Raw genomic sequence first — 16,467 nt, 5'->3', positions numbered from 1 at the left:
TTTCTTCAAAATGATTCGATTGGATTTTTTTGATAGTTATTCCCATTCAATCATTCTTACAACATCTTTCAAACAATCTTCCCTAAAAGATTGGTCTCCTTTTGCAGAAGGAAGACCAGAATACCATTTGCCATCAGGGAATTTTAAATCCACCCAATAGGTAAAGAGTGTCGTTTCTCCATTATTGTTTTTGATTTCGATGTTCAAAAGTTTTAAATCCGAAACTCCCGTTTCTTTATAAAATGTTTCCCCGTTTTTTGTACGGATGCGGATCTTTTTGGGCAACACTTCGTAAGTGGTTCCTTTTTTTTCTTCTCGTTTTGATTTGAGTTCCCAGGAATCAATTTTAATCGAATCAAGTTCTGCGATTGTTAATTTCTTTTTGTATAAAATCCCATCTTTTGTGTGTTCAAAAAATATCGACTGACTACCGCTAGTTGATTCTCCTCGGACCGTTCGTCCATCACAAAGGGTTAAGTTCAAAACCTTTGCTTCACCCGATTCTTTTTCACCACGGGCATTTCTTGGTTCTTTCGTTTCTTCATTCGGTAATGAAGGTAAACTAGGTTCTTTTGGCATTCGTGGTTCTCCGAAGGCCGGAGAAAAAAAACCGAGGGTCCCGAGCCAAAGAAAGAGTCGCAGTCGAAGTAAGTAGTCCATATTCTGACCTTTATCCATGGATGCATTTCTGACTGCAACTTTTCAAACCCTACCCTTACCATTCCTCATACTTGTCATCATTGGCTCTATCCTTGTCCTTGGGAAAGCTGCTGATGTTTTGGTAGACGAAGCCGTTTCCCTCTCCACAAGATGGGGTGTCCCAAAGATGATCATTGGTGCAACGATTGTCAGCTTAGGGACCACTCTTCCAGAAGTTTCTGTTTCTGTCCTCGCTGCCCTCGAAGGGAATCCTGGAATTGCCCTGGGAAATGCTGTGGGATCGATTATCTGTGATACTGGCCTCATTCTCGGGATTGCCATTCTAATTTCACCACCTGACATCGACAAACGCCTTGTCAACCGCCAGGGTTGGATCCAAGTACTCAGTGGATTTTTACTCGTGTTTGCTGCCTTACCATGGTCGAACCTGACTTCCGTTTTCACAACAGGTGGACGAATTGACCAAGGAACAGGGATTGTCTTTTTAATTTTGCTCGGTGTTTATGTTTACTTAAGCATTCGTTGGTCAAGGTCCAAACCAGGAGAAGTTGAAGCAGGTCTCGATGACACAACCGAATATGACGAATCTCCTTTTTGGATTGTTTTGATCAAACTGGTGACTGCCATCACTCTTGTCATTTTATCCTCGAAAGTGCTTATCCCTTCAGTACAAGAAACAGCAATTCGATTATCAATTCCTGAATCCATCATTGGGGCAACTCTTGTCGCATTCGGAACCAGTTTGCCTGAACTTGTCACTGCAATCCAAGCCTCAAGGCGTGGACACTCTGAACTTGCTGTGGGAAATATCATTGGAGCCGATATCTTAAACGTTCTCTTTGTATCAGGTGCAGCAGCTGCCGTCACAAAAAATGGACTCGAAGCTCCCGTAAGTTTTTTCAGTTTTTATTTTCCTTCGATGCTCATTGTTCTCGTTTTATTCCGTTTGGGAATTGTATTCTCCAAAGATAAAATCAAACGTCCGTTTGGTGTATTTTTACTAGTGATCTATGTAATCGCAACAATCGCTGGCTTTATCTTTAAAGGTTAAATTGAAAATCCAACACCACTTCTTCCTTTTTCTGAAGGAAGGAGGTGTTTTTTAGTTTTTGCCACTCTTCGTAAGTATAAATGTTTCGTTTTACCGTTTCCGTTTTTACGAATTGACTCCCACCATACAAAAGACTCGCACCTTGCCGTAACAACATCTTACCTCCTTCGTTATCAAATTGTTTTGGGTGATCAAAAACAAATATTTCTCTGTTTTGTTCCATAGCACTCATCGCCGTTGAAATAGTGCCCGATTTTTTACCTGACTCCATGATAAAAACCTTTTGGCAAAGACCAGAAATCACACGATTTCGTTTAGGAAATGTCCACTTTGCAGGTTCCGTATGCAGTAGGAATTCAGAGATTAACAATTGTTTGGGGTCATTTTTAATTTGTTTGTAAAGGTCACGATTCCCTGGTGGGTATTCGATTCCAAGTGTGGTGCCGAGAACTCCCACAACTGGGATTCCAAATTCGAGTGCAGTGACAAAAGCCTGTCTGTCAATCCCGAGGGCCATACCTGAGACAATGGCGATGTTTTCTTTTTCAGAGAATGAACCAACAAGTGCTTTTGTTGCAGATAAGGAAACAGGTGAAGATTTACGAGTGCCCACAATGGCAAAAAGGTCTTTCTGCAATAAAGTTAGGTCACCCATTCCCACAATCACAAGTGGGGGATCATAAATTTCTTTGAGAAGTTTTGGATAATTGGAATCAAAATAGGATACCAAGTTCCAACGAGGGTCTTTGTTTTGTTCCCAAGCCTTACATTCCGTTAACCAAAATTTCCAATCATCTTCTTTGAAGAACATGGGCAAAGATTGAAATAAAGGTAAAAAGTGATCATAATTACGCCAAATCTTTGTTTTGCGTAAAAAAGAAAGAACTTTCGGATGACCCAAAATGGAAAGTACCACATGGGATTAGGTCAGTTAGATTTGTTTTGGGCCCCAAGTGCAGTTAAATTCTTCAAAACATTTTGGTAAGAAGAGTTTTCTTCCAAAGGTTCTCGGATACTTCCTTTCCCCTTCATTTCTTCTAAAATGGATTTGATACGAAGGTATTCATCATAAGCTAGAGAAGACTTTCCAATTTGGTATAAAAAATTGGCCTTCGCAAAACGAGTGGGTACATTATAAGGTTCTTTTCGCAATATTTGGTCTAACAATGAAAATGCGGAATCCAATTCATCATAACCATTTGCTAGTTTTCCATTCCAACTTTCATCTTTCAAGGAAGAATCAAAATAGATCAGTGCCAATTGAAATGGGAAGCGAGTATCGTCTTTGTCTAATTTTGCCAATTGTTTGAATAAACTTATAGCACGGCTCCTTCGTGTAGGTTCCCACCCCATATCTTTAGATGCATTTGCATAAGCAACAGCTGTTTCATATAACAATTGTTTGTCTAATTTTCCCGACTGGATGGCCTTTTCAAAAAAAGGTAAAGCGGATTCGTAAGAATGGATTTCAAATCCACCTTGTTTTGCATTGGGAATGGATTCTGTGACGGCTTCTTCGTAATAACGGACACCCACATCTGCGGAACCTGCACGCATATAAGCGCGGGCAATTTTCCATGAGAGTGCAGCCGATTGGTTGGACTTTTGGACCAATTTTCGGATCCGTTTGTCCATTTCTTCAATTTCTGCTTCTTCCAAGGCCAATTTCTCTTTCCAATTGACGATGTCTTTTTCTGTGGGTTCTCCACCGATTCGTTTGCGGTAGCGGGATTCGGTAAGGGATTTTAAGTAATCACAATGGGTCAAAAAGAGGAGCGAACCCAAAACAACTCCCCACTTGAGTGTGAAAACCATTGAAAACCAGTTGTTTTTTGTGCCCATCGGTTCGATTTTAGTTTCTTTCTTTTGGATGAAAAGAAAAAAATGTGATTATGTCTCTTAGTTTTCAAAGGTTGGGTGAAGTCCATTTGCCAGAGATCCTTACTTGGGAAAAACTATGTTTTGCAGGTGAAGAATGGACACATAAGATGATCCAAACTCATTTGGAATTCCATGCCGCATTTGGTATTGGTGACCAAAACATACAATGTTATGCGTTAGTTTGTGAGACACCTTGGGAAATTGAAATTTTCCGAATCGCTACATTACCCAACTTTAGAAAGTTAGGCCTAGCAAAACAATTGTTAGAACACTTATTTAAAGAATTCCCAAAAAAGGAATTTTTCTTAGAAGTGAATGAATCAAACGAACCAGCAATCAAACTCTATTTGTCTGTTGGTTTCAATGAACTTGAGAGACGTAAAAAATACTACCCGGACGGATCAACTGCCGTTCTAATGAAGAGGAATCCCATCGAATGAAAAATGCATATGTTACAGGCGCATCGCAAGGTATCGGAAAAGAATTTGTTAGAGCACTCGGCAAAGATTATAATGTTTTTTTAATTTCTCGGACGGAAGCGGACTTAAAAAAAGTCATCCACGAATTGGAACCAAAGTCGAGAGGAATGTTGAAGTATTTCGTCTTAGACCTTACCAAAAAGAAAGATGTGGAAGAACTATCAAGTATCATTGAAAAAGATAAAGATGCCGAACTATTGGTGAATAATGCAGGATTTGGAACTGTTGGTGAATTTGCGGCCCTTCCTCTTGATAAAGAATTAGATGAGGTGAGTTTGAATGTAAAAACCCTTGTTCACCTTTCACACACAGCACTGAACCGATTCAAAAAGAATAAAAAAGGTTATTTAATCAATGTGGCATCTATCGCTGGTTATTTGCCAGCACCTGGCAGTGCTATATATGCGGCAACAAAAGCGTTTGTTAAATCTTTCACTGAATCCATTCATGAAGAAGCTAAAAACTACGGCATTCATGTACAAGCACTTTGCCCAGGCCTCACTCATTCTGACTTCCACCAACGTGCAGGAATCAGCAAGTCCAAATACCCTTCATTTATGTGGCAAAATGCAGATGAGGTCGTTGACGAGTCGTTAAGTGCACTCAAATACAACCAAGCAGTTTGTATCACTGGAAGTTTTAACCAAGGTGCGATCACCGTTTCAGAACTCATCCCTCGAGGTTTTTTACGAAAACTCAGTGGTAGATATTTAAAATTAGAAGAGGAATAAGATGGATGTTGCTAAGTTAGATACTTGGTATCGTAGACTCCTCGTATTATTTTCCGTTATTTGTGGTGGGTTTCAAATTTACTACGAAGGGAATATTTGGATCAACGCAATCTTTGTTGTGCTTATGGCGGGCATGGTTGGTTATTACACCAACTTCCTTGCGATCAAAATGTTATTCCAACCAAAACATGGTAAGGTGCTCGGTTGGTCTGGGCTTGTCCCCAAAAACAAATCAAAAATTGCAAAGTCTTTAGGAGAGAGCATCCAAAGTAATTTACTCCATCCCGACATCATCATTGCTTATATCTATGAAAGGAACTTAGTCGAAACTGGAATCCAAAAAATTGTCAAAGAAATTGACGAAGCCATCCACAACGACGAAATCCGCACCTTACTTGTTACCAAAATCATTTCCATGTTAAAGGAACGTGGCCCTGAAATTTTAGAAGTGATCTTTGATTTTTCAGAAGAAACCATGAAAAAAATGGCGGAACGTCCTGAAGAAGTACAAAAACTTTGGGAATACACAAGAAACCGCCTAACCTATTACCTAACAGAAGAAACCAATCGTGAAGAGTTGGGAAAACAACTCCGAGTCATTTTACTAGAAGAGATGCCTAAACTTGCGAACCTTTTAAACGAAGGACTCGAAGAATATTTAAAAACACGAAGTACATTGGGAAAAATTGGAATTGGTGTGAAAAAAATATTTTCCTTCAACGAAGATGCAATCCGCGAACTGTTAGAACGTTTTGTCAAAGACCCCGAAACATCCGATCAATTTATGAAAATGATGGATGATATGATGGCTGGTTTACAAGAAAGACTCAATTCCAAGGAAACACAAGAATTCATTACAGGTAAAATATCCAATTGGTTGGAAGCCAGTGGTGATTACGCCAGACAAAACCTATTGCCATCGGGCATTGAACGTTTACAATCTTATTTGGATGATCCCAACAACTGGGAAGAAATCGAAAAAAACTTTTTCCGTGCAGTGGATTGGGTAAAAAAACGCCTTCTTGAATTTATGAATAGTGAAGAAGGAAAAGCGTATCTCAAAACCAATATAGAAAAATTTGTCCATAATATCAATGTAACAGCACTTGTTGAAGAAAGAGTGATGGCACTTGATACAGACGATTTGGAAAAAATGATTTTGGACAATACTGGTGGGAATTTGGTCGTAATACAATTCTTAGGTGGAATTTTGGGAATGATTGCTGGGCTCATCCAAGTTCATATCTATTTTGCCGTTCCTGTAGGGGCTTTAGTTCTCATAACCTATTTGGCTCATTACAGAAACCAAAAAAAATTTGAAGAACCAACTCAAAATAAATAATGAAAAGAACCAGATACTTCTTGGTAGTTTGGTTCCTTTTTCATTTCCACACGGAATTCTGATTCTTGTGACCATAAGTATCGCAAAGTAACAGTCGATCCAATTTGGTTTTTGATGGTTTGGTTCCAATAGTGTTGGATAAAAAACCCACCTAACACCTTCCAATTCCCCCACTCTTTTTGGTAAAGGGTTTGGACGTTAGGACCAAACCTTCCCCCTTGTTCCCATCTCGGATGGAATTGCGATTTGATACCCAATAAAAAGGATATCGTGCCTAACCGATCTTTGGTTTTCGAAAATTCATCAGCAAATGTCCAACCTGCGGCAAGATCTAAATTGGGAACTTGTTTTCGTTCCCATTCTGTTTTCGCTCGTCCATTCAAACCTTCCCACCATAGATTCTGTTTGCTTTTGAAAAGAGTGGTTTGCATTCCAAAGTCGAATAAATAAGACAAATGTTTTGAGATAGGATTGTAAGGACTTAATGAAACCAATCGAACGAATGTTAAGGATGTAAGTTCTGTTTTTTTCCCTTCATAGTGACGAACACTCCCATCAAAAAACACCAACTCACCGTTTGGTGGGGAACCCTGACTCACATTGAGTAAATCATGGTAAGCAAATCGGTATTTCCATTCCAAAAATGGTCCAAAATTGGAAGTACCACCACCGGTCACAATCCTTGATTGGGGATGTGCCAATTCAGGTGGAGACGGAATGAGTCTTTCATACAGAGTTTCTGTTGGGTTTGGGAACCTAGAACGAAACTCCAATGTTTTTTGTTCATTGGATGTTTGGATCTCATTTGGTTTTGGAGATTGGAAACTTTGGTAACGAGAGGCCAATAAAAAAGCATCGAGTATGAGTGAATGGCGGATTCCTTTGTCTTTGTTTTCTAAGATGTGTAAATCAAAGGATTTATTTTTAGATGTGTCTAATAAATGATAGAAGGCTTTTTTTTCTTCCGGTTCCATTTGTCCAATAAGGAATGAGATCTCCGAATACAACGATGGTCTGTATTTTGTTTCCACGACTAGACCTTCTGTTTGGGTATACAGTTTAATGGTATCAACGGGACTCACAACACCACCTAATTTTGATTTTAGATGGAGTTCTGGTTTTACGACATCCAACCATTCGACAAGGAATGTGCCACAGTTGGCATTCAGAAAATAATAATCAAATTCTGCCCGTGACAATTCCCAAAGATGCGAAACAAGGAGTTCCAACTCATCTTTGTTTAACGACAATCGGTATTCCCATATATCACGACTTTCGAGGTCATTGTATTCATTCACCTTTAAATAATATGGGAACAATGAAAACTTGGCTTTGAATCCACCAAACAATCCATGGTAGGCATAACGAATGGGATCTAGATTGGGAGCATCGGCGGAAACATTCACCGCATAATCCAAAATTTCAGATCCATTCTCTTCATTTGACTTTTGGTTGAACTTGAGCATTGTATGCCCAAAAACAGAAGCAGGTGCCATTAGATAATAGGAAGCAAATACAATGGAAACCGAATCGACATGGATTGATTCTTTCCAAACTTCATAGCGATCACAACGAATTCCATTTCGTTTCAAAAAATCCACACCAAACTTTTGTTTAATGAATTGATGCCTTGCTGGATACGAACAAACAGGATGAATGAGTCCTTCGGGAATGGGTTCCTCTACAAAAAAACTATGAATGGTCGCTTCCAATTCTGCTCTTGGATTGGTTCTACCCTCGGAAGAAAAGTAAAAACGAGAATTTACGATTTTACTTTGGTAGTTTTCTTTTCCCTTCGATTCATAATGGACGAGCCTAAGCCATTTGGGATCCAAATCGAACCGCCTAACACCGATTTCATCCAACATGGATTGTAGTAAATTTTGATCGACTTCTCGTTTGGGAAGAAACTCACCCCATTCTTTGGTTTTATCTGCATCCAGGAGAATCAGAGAATTGGGTTCTCCGAAGAGGGAAAATGGCGGAAAACAAAAATGCAGTGCCAAAACAAGGGCCCACTCAAATTTCGTTTTTTGCATTCGCACAAGCCAGAATTCTCCCTCCTCTCAAAATGAAAAAATGCTTTTTACTTCCATCCGTTTCGTGGGGAAAACGGGAACATATGCCTAGAAAAGAGCCACTCATTTTGTCCAGTTTATCGCGACAAAATTCCAACCTAGCAAACGTTTAGAATGCAGAATTCGATTTTATACTTGAACCCCGGTCTTTGATTCTAAAGCAAACCTTGTTCTGGAACTGTCTTTCATTGGAATGATTCTCAATTTGCATGTTCTGTCATATTGGAGCTTAAAAATATGCGATAAAACAAATTTACGAAAAGGGAAAAGAATGTAAGGCGACAAAATGAGCCAAACTTTTGCTAGTTTAGGAAGTTAATCTCCTGTTAACGCAAGTAAAATAATAACATTTTAAATTTTTATGAAGCGAATCATGTTTAAAATCTTTGACTCATCTTAAAATTTTATTTGATTCAATTTGATAGAAAAGCTGAAATCGACGTCCAGGAGATATTTATGAGAAGAAAAATCGCTCTACTTGCCTTCGTTTTTTCTTTTTTGATTGTGAATTGTGCATCACCAACAATCAAAGAAATTAACGAGTCCGCAGTAGCCATCGCAAAAGAAGCAAAAGAATTAAAAGCAAATGGTAAAGCAGAAGAAGCTATCCGCGTGATCAGTGTGATTGATGTTTTACATCCTGATGATCCCATCATCGCTGAAATTAAAAGTGGAGCATCTGCTGAACAAATTGAATCAGTGACTCCTACAGTTTTGTTAGGTTATAACAAAGCTCTTCGGGCAAAAGTGCAACCAACTACAACTGAAAAAGTGCTTTGGTACATCCCAGATAGAGTTTTCGATTTTATCGACCAATTCGAAGGTTGGTTCCACGTTGGTCCTCAAATTGGAGTTGGTGGTCACGTAACACGAGCAATCCAAGGGGAAGTTTACTCTGGTGCAACCGTTGCGATCGGTGGTGGTCAAAAGAAGATGTTGGGTATCAAATCAGAAGCAAACACGGAAATTGGACTTGGACCGATTGTAGCTGCTGGAGTATTTGGAGCAAAAGTTGGAACAGGTGGGCTTGCTTACAATGCAGATGCACTTTGGTTTCATAAACCATCAGAAGCAATTTACCAAACTTACCGAGATTATTGGGGAGTCGGGGGACATTTTGGCTTTTTTATCGTCGGTTTAGAAATAGAGTACCATCCTCTTGAAATCTATGATTTCTTAGCTGGTATCATCCTTTATGACCCAATGAATGACGATTTTGCAACTACAAGAAGATTACAATACACTTCCAGACAAACAGGACTGATTCGAAATTTCTCGAAAAGTGTAGGTAGTTTAGAAGAAGAGGATATCGCTATGTATAAAAAAGAATATCCGAAACTGAATGTTGGAAGCACAGGAACTCAAGAAACAACTCCTGCTCCAAAAAAGAAGTAATTTACATTACGAATTTACAGTTAGCTGAATGATTCAGCTAACTGTCACTTTTTCAATGTTAGCTGATAAAGTAATTCTCTCTCAAATTCTTCCACGTGAATTTTGTAAGCATTTTCAGGAGGAACTTCTGCCTGACTAAAAAACGTTTGGAATCCTTCGTTCGGAATCATCCACAAAGCTGATATAATTGTGTAAGGACGATTATAATAAAAACTGTTTTGGTATTTTAGGTTTTTATCAAATACAACATAGAATGTTTCAGCTTTAGAAGCTTCATAAATGGGTATCAACCCAAGTGTAATAATTCCAAAAAATCCAGTGACTGCGTTAATTCCAGCTTTCGTTCTTTCGTGGTAATAAGGTAAATGAATCGCCATTACGATATAATCAACGTCAAATTTTTTGATTAAAAATTTATCTTTTTTACCTTTTGCTGGAACCAAAATTTTTTCTAATTCTACCTTCCCTGTGGCTTCCGTTTTTGATAGGTATTCGATCACAAATCTTTTAAGATCTAAGTCTTTTACGGGTATGGTTTTATCAGCCTTTTGTGTATCAATGTATTGCCCATGTTTAAAGAATTTGTAAGTAGCTGTATTATAATCAACTTCCGCAAACTGAGCATTTTTGAGTAGAGTCGACTCTGATTTGGATATTTTATAAGTATGAAATCCAAAGAGTAAAATTTTCGGATTCGTTTTTTTGGAAACTAACTCGTTCCAATGATCATCTGCTGTTTTCACATTGTCTGTACGAATCGTATAAGTTGATTCGTAAACATAACGACTACAATTGAAAAAAAGTAGGAAAACAGAGACAATGAAGAGGAGATTGATTCTAAATGTTGAAATCATAAAATTCTAATTGGTAAAGAATCTTAAATCGAAATGAAAAATCAACAAACTTCTCAATATTTTGTAGTCTGTCGAAAAATTTCTTTCAAAAAAAGCATTCTTTATAAATTCTTATCAAAATCAACCGAATCATATGACAACTGTTCAATGTAATTGTAAAAATTTAAATTCCAGAAAGTTGCACAAAATATTACCTATAATACTTTCGTTTGTTTGCCTTAGTTTTTTTCTTCAATTATGTAAATTGCCAGATATTTCTAAAGAAGATCGAAAAGAAAAGGATTTAAAAAGTCTTTGTACCATTACCCAATTGGATTATTATACATCATGCCAATCTACAGGTGGTAGCAGACCATCAAGATGTTCTGACCTCTACATGCAATGCACATATCTTTGCGGATTTGCCAATCAGTTCGGCTGTGGGTTTTAATCCTTTCGGTATTCCCCACCTGAGTATTGGATCAAGGGTTTTCCTTCTTTACTCCCAATCGTAAGTCTCTCACCTAAATTACGCCCGTAACCTAAGATTCTCAGTGTGTTGTCATTTTCCCATTGGCAAGGAACTTGGACTGCGTTTTCCATTTCACCTAATGAATAGTATATGGTCAAAAGTGGGAATCCCCGTTTGTCCTTTTCTAATTTGAGTTTGGGAATGATGGCATAGGATTCTTTTGTAACGAAGGTCCCAAAAAATTGTGCATCCGGATAACGGTTGTCTGGTGTAAATTTGACTCCGATTCCTGCGACACCCTTGGGAAGATCCTTGGAATACAATGTAAATATAGAGTTCCCTTCCCATGTTTCAAATTCAACACGCATTTCATTGATACTAGGATCGTTAATTTTGATAAGTCCGAATAATACCCGTAAGTCGATTCCGTAACGATTTTCCTTTTCAATGAGTCCTACATCAAATCCCATCAAACTGAGAGTTGGCGGATTCCCTTTTTTGTATTCGTGGATTCCCATAGGAGAAATATAAACCCCTTCTTCCCCTGGAACTGATCCTTTATTGCCCATTATGGGTAGGAGGCTTGGTTCTGGTTGTATGCCCATTTTTTCTTCCCATAACACTTGCATCACTTCTGTATTGGTACTTTTTAGTTTCCCTGTTTGTAAACCAAGGGTGTTCCCTGCGACAAAGGAAACAATTTCCGTATTAGGATCATACACTAAGTCTGCAAAAAAAGGTGGGAGAGAACCAGAATGCCCATAAAACCAAATTGTTTTTCCATCTGTTTGGTAACTTGTTTTCATAACAGGTAATCCCAGTTTCATTTCAAAATTGGCAACAGGGCCAATTTGTGTTTTGTGAAACTCTTCAAAACTAATAGAAGTTAATAGACCTTTGTTTTCCTTACTACGGAAAAAAGCCTTCATAAAAAGACCCATATCGTTTGCCGTTGTGGAGATGGATCCTGCTGTCAAATCTCGGATCACAGGCCGAATGGTTCTCGTTTTCCAAAAAATCCCTGAATAACCTGTAATGAGTTCTGATCCTTCTAAATTTTCCAATAGAGTTGTATGTTTCATTCCCGCTTTTTCGAATAGATGGACACGAAAGTAAGATTCTATTGATTCACCTGACACCCGTTCAATGATATTTCCCAGTAACCCAAAACTTAAATTGGAATAAGAATGGATTTTTCCAGGTTCGTTTCGTTCTAGTCCTGCAAGTGTTTTTGGTAAAGATCGAAAGGAACGATATATCTCATCTTCTTTTGAATCGGGAGAAAGGAAAAAACCATTCGCCAAATCAGAAGGTAAACCAGATTGGTGGGTGAGTAAATCACGAATGGTGATCTCTCGATACCCTTCTTTTTTCGGTTTTACCAAGTTCAATTCAGGTAAAAACTTGGAAGCAGGGTCATCTAACTTTAGTTTACCGGATTCTTGTAATTGTAAGATGGCAATCCCTGTAAAAAGTTTTGTGATACTACCAATTTTAAATCGTTCGGTTTTGGAATCGGAACTTGCCCCGATCTGAGATTGGTAGATCTCTCCATCTCCCAACATCACCATATACGTGAGTGATTTGATCCCTGAAGGAGCTAGTGTTTCCCATTTTGATTGGATATCTGCTTTTGTTTTTTCTTTGTTTTTGAAATACGAAATTGTTTTCGAATCCCCATTGGATTGGCATTGGAAAAGAAGGAAAAAAAGAAACACAAAGAGGATCCGGAACGGAAAGTATAAATCGTGAATTGGGTTTTGGAATTGAGAGGGAAAAGAAGGAGTTTTTTCGAGTGATCGACTTTCTTTCGTTTGAACGTAATGAATCTTTTTTTCTTTCTTCGATTTCATACCCCAAGGAAAAAATGAAAGGAAATTGGAACAAGCTTATAAAAAACAAATCTCCCCAAACCTATGGAATGGGGAGTGATCGCTATGCCAAATGGAAAGAACTACAATTTGTCTTTCACAACATGGCCCGTGTTTGTTGGCAAGATTCTAAAAAATCGAACCTTACCCTTTAGTCTTGGATCACACTCATTGAATATTCAGAAATTGCTTCACGGCGTTTTTCTGCATAATCTTTATGGAACCATAAGTCTTGTGTGGTCTTAGCAGATTTTTTATTACCAATTGTAATAGTTGTCATACAATGATCTACAGCATACTTCATGGCTTCTTTCCCTGTTTCCCCAAGACCCTTGTTTCGTTTTTTACGAGTGATTTCCGCACCTTGTTTGTTGACTCTAGCAACTAACTTATCATAGTCGGAGTCATCAATACAGAAAACAGTTTCTTTTTTACCATCTTTCCACTTTACATCCACCTCATAGAGTGGTGCTGCAGAAATATTGATAAAACCTAAATCAAACAGTTCAGGCCAATACTCATAAAAGAAAGACAACATCAAAGAACGAATCGCATAACCATCAAAATCGGCATCGGTGATGATACTGATTTTATCATAATTCAATTCATCAATGGATTTTACTTTTTGGTCGAGAGGAAGTCCCACAATGGCAACGATGTTTTTCATCTCTTCGTTTTGTAATGCTTTGGCTAGTGACATCCCTTTACAGTTGAGTGGTTTTCCCCTGAGTGGGAACAAACCATGTAATTTTGGATTCCGTGCTGGGCGTAGTCCCGCAATCGCCGAGTCCCCTTCTGCCACAAACAAAATTCGGCCTGGATCGTTTGGTTTGCCTGTCGGAGGCATGAGCTTAGGGATGTTGTTCCGAGACGCCTTACGGAGGCCTTTCTGCGCATCCTCGAGCTGTTTCATCTGGGTTCTACGTTCCATTACCATCTTAATTTCTTCGATGAGGCCAGTTTTCTTCAAAAGTTTGTCGAGGTGTTTGTCCACGGACTTTCGAATGTCTTCATTCAAATCGTTGATGAGATAAGATTTATCTTGGGATTTAAAACGAGGGTTGAGAATCCGAAGGTTCACATACATGTGAAAACAACTTCTCACATCATTTCGTGTACATTGTGTATTGAGTTTTTTCTCTAAACTGACAATTTGTGATTTTTTACGAATCTCATCACAAAGTCTGTTTTCCAAATATTCAATCGCGGATCCACCTTGAGGGCAAAAAATAGAGTTCACCCAAGTGAGAGTTTTATTTTGTCCCACCACTACATAGGTATCCATATGGATTTGTGAGGCAGAAGTTTTGTCTGCATAATCCAATTTGTAGTATACCATTTCGGAGTTACTAAAGATCTCATCAAAACCTTTTTTGAACTTATACTTTTCTTTCCCAGTTTTGTGAATAAAAACAACTTCGAGACCTGGGTTTGACATCGCAATGTCTTGGAGGTATTGTTTCACCAAATTGATGTTAAAAGAAGTATCAAGGTTGTTGAAGTATGCCGGATTGAGTTCAAACTCAACTGTTGTTCCGTGGTCTTCTTTTTTCGCTGCTTCTACAACCGCAGTCATTCCTGTTTTGTCACAAGGTGCTTTCAGCTGTTTGATTTGGTCAGCGGAAAGTAATGGGCAATCAACAAAGGTTCCATGTTCATCATAATACAAGTGAACACGTTCTGTATCTTCTTTGGAAAGTTTGAAACTGCGGATGACTTTTTTCACATCATCATGGATGCTAAACATTTTTTTGTAAGCTTTTCCACCGTTGATGGTTTTCACTCGGAAGAAGGAGGAAACCATTCTTACAAGTGAAATCCCCACCCCGTTTTGTCCGGCAACATGATCTTCTTTGACTTTGTCGTCAAAGTTTTCCCCATACATCAAGTGGAGATAAACTCCTTCCGCATTGTCGGCAGGGATACCACGTCCATTGTCTTGGATGATAACACGTTTACGATCCGTTGACAATTGGATGATGAGTTTGTTCATCTTATCTTTTTCGGGAATTGATTTATCGTTTAAGTTCTTTCTGTATTCATCCACACAGTTCATACATGCTTCATCCAAACATTTGAGTTTGGCTGGGATGTCAGAAAGTTCTTCGTGTACGATATCATACTTACCAGAGTTATCTTTGGTAAAAAAATGTTGTTCAAATGTGGAAAGGGAGTTTTGCCCAAGCCACATTCCTGTACGCATACGAACGTGTTCTACGTTCGATAATTTCTTAAAATTTCGCGAATTTCCTGAGGTTTTTTCAGTTTTTTGAGCCATAATTATCTATTTCGGATCCCATTTTTTCTTCAGTTCATCCAACTCATCAGTCATAAAACCTGTGAGTTTTTTATCATCTTTTTGTAGTGCCGTATACTCGGTGTATTTTGTTTTTGCTTCTACAATGGCTTCTTCACATTTACGAACTTCTTCCAAAGTCATACGGTAAACGGGAATGGAACTCAACCATTCGAAGTAAACGAATTTGGCAGCTTTTAACTTTTCTTCGAATTCTTTTTTCGATTTAATGCCTGTTACTTTTTCGTTCCATTTTTCTTTGATGAAACGAATGAGTTCGGAGTTCCGATCAATTTTTTCTTTTTCTAACCCAGCAAGGCGTTTGAATCTGCGGATGAGATGGGTTTTTCGGAAATCACAGAAACGTTTGATGATTTCTTCTGGAACAAAATTACGAAGTTTTCCTTCATGTGTGATGACATTGATGGTCAAAACTTCGTTGTTTTCTTTTGAGAATAGTTCTTTGATTTCTTTCTCGGAAGGTTCTTCGCCTTTTTTAGCAACGAGTTCGATTTTAAACGTTTGGCTGGAATGATCAATGTAGTCCTTTAACCAATTGTCTTTCTTTTCAATTAAATCATCTAAGTAGTTCACAACCTTTTCGCGGTTCCAGTTCATGGGAGAATCTACCAAATACAATTTCCCATCTTCTTTTTTGAAACCAAATGTCGTAGACATGACAGTGCTACCATTGTCATTTTTTGACATTTTTACCTCTCCACCGTACCCTTTGTACCATGGAGTGATCTTTTTCGGTTTGCCCGTTTTTAAATACGTTACTTGAGAATCAATGACGTCACTGAGTTTGTGTGCAGGAATAAAACAACGGAATCCCGTTGCAATCCCTTGGATGTTATTTAAGAGAACAACAGGAACCTTTCCAACAAAATGAATCGGTTCATCTTCTGTTTCATCGTAGTTTTTGACATAATCAATGTCAGGTAAACTTTCAAAAAATCCTAAATCTTTTGCAAAGTCAGAAAGTTTGACTTCTGTATAACGAGGAGATGCAATTGCATTGGGATCAAGTACGTCACCAAAGGTTCCTTCCCCATGAACCAAAGGATAGTTGTTTGCAAACGCAAAGTCTTGTGCCATTTGGGAAAGGGCATCTTGGATTGATCTGTCTCCATGTGGATGGTATCCCATCGCAAGTCCCGCTACTTTTACAGTTTTGGTATGACGGTTTCTCGCATCAGAGTTCCACATCGCCCAAAGAATGCGTCGTTGAACAGGCTTTAGGCCATCAATTTCTTGTGGAATGGCTCTCGAATCGCATACATAGCGGGAGTATTTCCTTTGGTCATCGTTAACTTGGTCTTCAAAGGGGCGTTTCGGATACTGTTCTTCGTTCTTCATGGTTCCAAATGACACAGGG

General features: G+C 38.5%; 13 protein-coding genes. 5 read left to right on the top strand and 8 right to left on the bottom strand.

From position 1 onward, the window contains the following. Positions 1-36: 36 nt before the first annotated feature. Positions 37-678 (bottom strand): hypothetical protein, encoded by a 642-nt coding sequence (locus ND812_RS06125; protein WP_322113651.1) that lies wholly within the window; start codon positions 676-678, stop codon positions 37-39. On the opposite strand from ND812_RS06125, the gene ND812_RS06120 reads away from it, so the two are divergent. Further along, the gene (locus ND812_RS06120; RefSeq protein ID WP_265374719.1) at positions 677-1,711 is read left to right on the top strand and encodes a calcium/sodium antiporter; all 1,035 of its coding nucleotides are present in this window, start codon (positions 677-679) and stop codon (positions 1,709-1,711) included. The two genes, ND812_RS06125 and ND812_RS06120, sit on opposite strands and share 2 nt — an antisense overlap. On the opposite strand, the gene ND812_RS06115 is transcribed toward ND812_RS06120, so the two are convergent. Next, on the bottom strand, positions 1,701-2,612 hold the full coding sequence (locus tag ND812_RS06115; RefSeq protein WP_407658463.1) for a DNA-processing protein DprA: 912 nt from the start codon (positions 2,610-2,612) through the stop codon (positions 1,701-1,703). The genes ND812_RS06120 and ND812_RS06115 overlap by 11 nt on opposite strands. A 26-nt stretch (positions 2,613-2,638) precedes the next feature. Next, positions 2,639-3,553, bottom strand: a complete 915-nt coding sequence (locus ND812_RS06110) for a tetratricopeptide repeat protein (RefSeq protein WP_265358700.1) — start codon at positions 3,551-3,553, stop codon at positions 2,639-2,641. Positions 3,554-3,603: 50 nt separating this feature from the next. On the opposite strand from ND812_RS06110, the gene ND812_RS06105 reads away from it, so the two are divergent. Genes ND812_RS06105 through ND812_RS06095 form a run of 3 tightly spaced genes read left to right on the top strand, consistent with a single transcriptional unit; the run spans position 3,604 to position 6,144 of the window. Further along, positions 3,604-4,032, top strand: a complete 429-nt coding sequence (locus ND812_RS06105) for a GNAT family N-acetyltransferase (RefSeq protein WP_265374717.1) — start codon at positions 3,604-3,606, stop codon at positions 4,030-4,032. Beyond that, positions 4,029-4,802, top strand: a complete 774-nt coding sequence (locus ND812_RS06100; RefSeq protein ID WP_265374716.1) for an SDR family NAD(P)-dependent oxidoreductase — start codon at positions 4,029-4,031, stop codon at positions 4,800-4,802. Before ND812_RS06105 ends, ND812_RS06100 begins: the two co-directional genes overlap by 4 nt. Position 4,803: 1 nt before the next feature. Continuing rightward, on the top strand, positions 4,804-6,144 hold the full coding sequence (locus tag ND812_RS06095; protein WP_265374715.1) for a DUF445 family protein: 1,341 nt from the start codon (positions 4,804-4,806) through the stop codon (positions 6,142-6,144). Here the strand turns inward: ND812_RS06095 and ND812_RS06090 are convergent. Next, on the bottom strand, positions 6,132-8,183 hold the full coding sequence (locus tag ND812_RS06090; RefSeq protein WP_265374714.1) for an Lnb N-terminal periplasmic domain-containing protein: 2,052 nt from the start codon (positions 8,181-8,183) through the stop codon (positions 6,132-6,134). The two genes, ND812_RS06095 and ND812_RS06090, sit on opposite strands and share 13 nt — an antisense overlap. A gap of 495 nt (positions 8,184-8,678) precedes the next feature. On the opposite strand from ND812_RS06090, the gene ND812_RS06085 reads away from it, so the two are divergent. Further along, complete coding sequence (locus ND812_RS06085) at positions 8,679-9,617, top strand: outer membrane protein assembly factor BamD (protein WP_265374713.1); 939 nt, start codon at positions 8,679-8,681, stop codon at positions 9,615-9,617. 44 nt (positions 9,618-9,661) lie between these two features. Here ND812_RS06085 and ND812_RS06080 read toward each other — a convergent pair whose 3' ends face one another. The 4 genes from ND812_RS06080 to ND812_RS06065 all read right to left on the bottom strand — a co-directional run bounded on the left by ND812_RS06080 (position 9,662) and on the right by ND812_RS06065 (position 16,448). After that, on the bottom strand, positions 9,662-10,471 hold the full coding sequence (locus ND812_RS06080; protein ID WP_265374712.1) for an Lp29 family lipoprotein: 810 nt from the start codon (positions 10,469-10,471) through the stop codon (positions 9,662-9,664). A 426-nt stretch (positions 10,472-10,897) separates the two neighbouring features. Beyond that, a complete protein-coding gene (locus tag ND812_RS06075; protein ID WP_265374711.1) occupies positions 10,898-12,775 on the bottom strand; it encodes a serine hydrolase domain-containing protein in 1,878 nt (625 codons plus the stop codon). Positions 12,776-12,944: 169 nt separating this feature from the next. Then, the gene (locus ND812_RS06070) at positions 12,945-15,071 is read right to left on the bottom strand and encodes a toprim domain-containing protein (protein ID WP_265374710.1); all 2,127 of its coding nucleotides are present in this window, start codon (positions 15,069-15,071) and stop codon (positions 12,945-12,947) included. 6 nt (positions 15,072-15,077) lie between these two features. Next, on the bottom strand, positions 15,078-16,448 hold the full coding sequence (locus ND812_RS06065) for a DNA gyrase subunit A (protein ID WP_108959836.1): 1,371 nt from the start codon (positions 16,446-16,448) through the stop codon (positions 15,078-15,080). Positions 16,449-16,467 lie beyond the last annotated feature (19 nt).

The sequence above is a fragment of the Leptospira limi genome (genome assembly GCF_026151395.1).
GTDB classification, from domain to species: domain Bacteria; phylum Spirochaetota; class Leptospiria; order Leptospirales; family Leptospiraceae; genus Leptospira_A; species Leptospira_A limi.
Note: the sequence above shows the minus strand (reverse complement) of the source record. Positions and strands in the feature narration are given on the sequence as shown.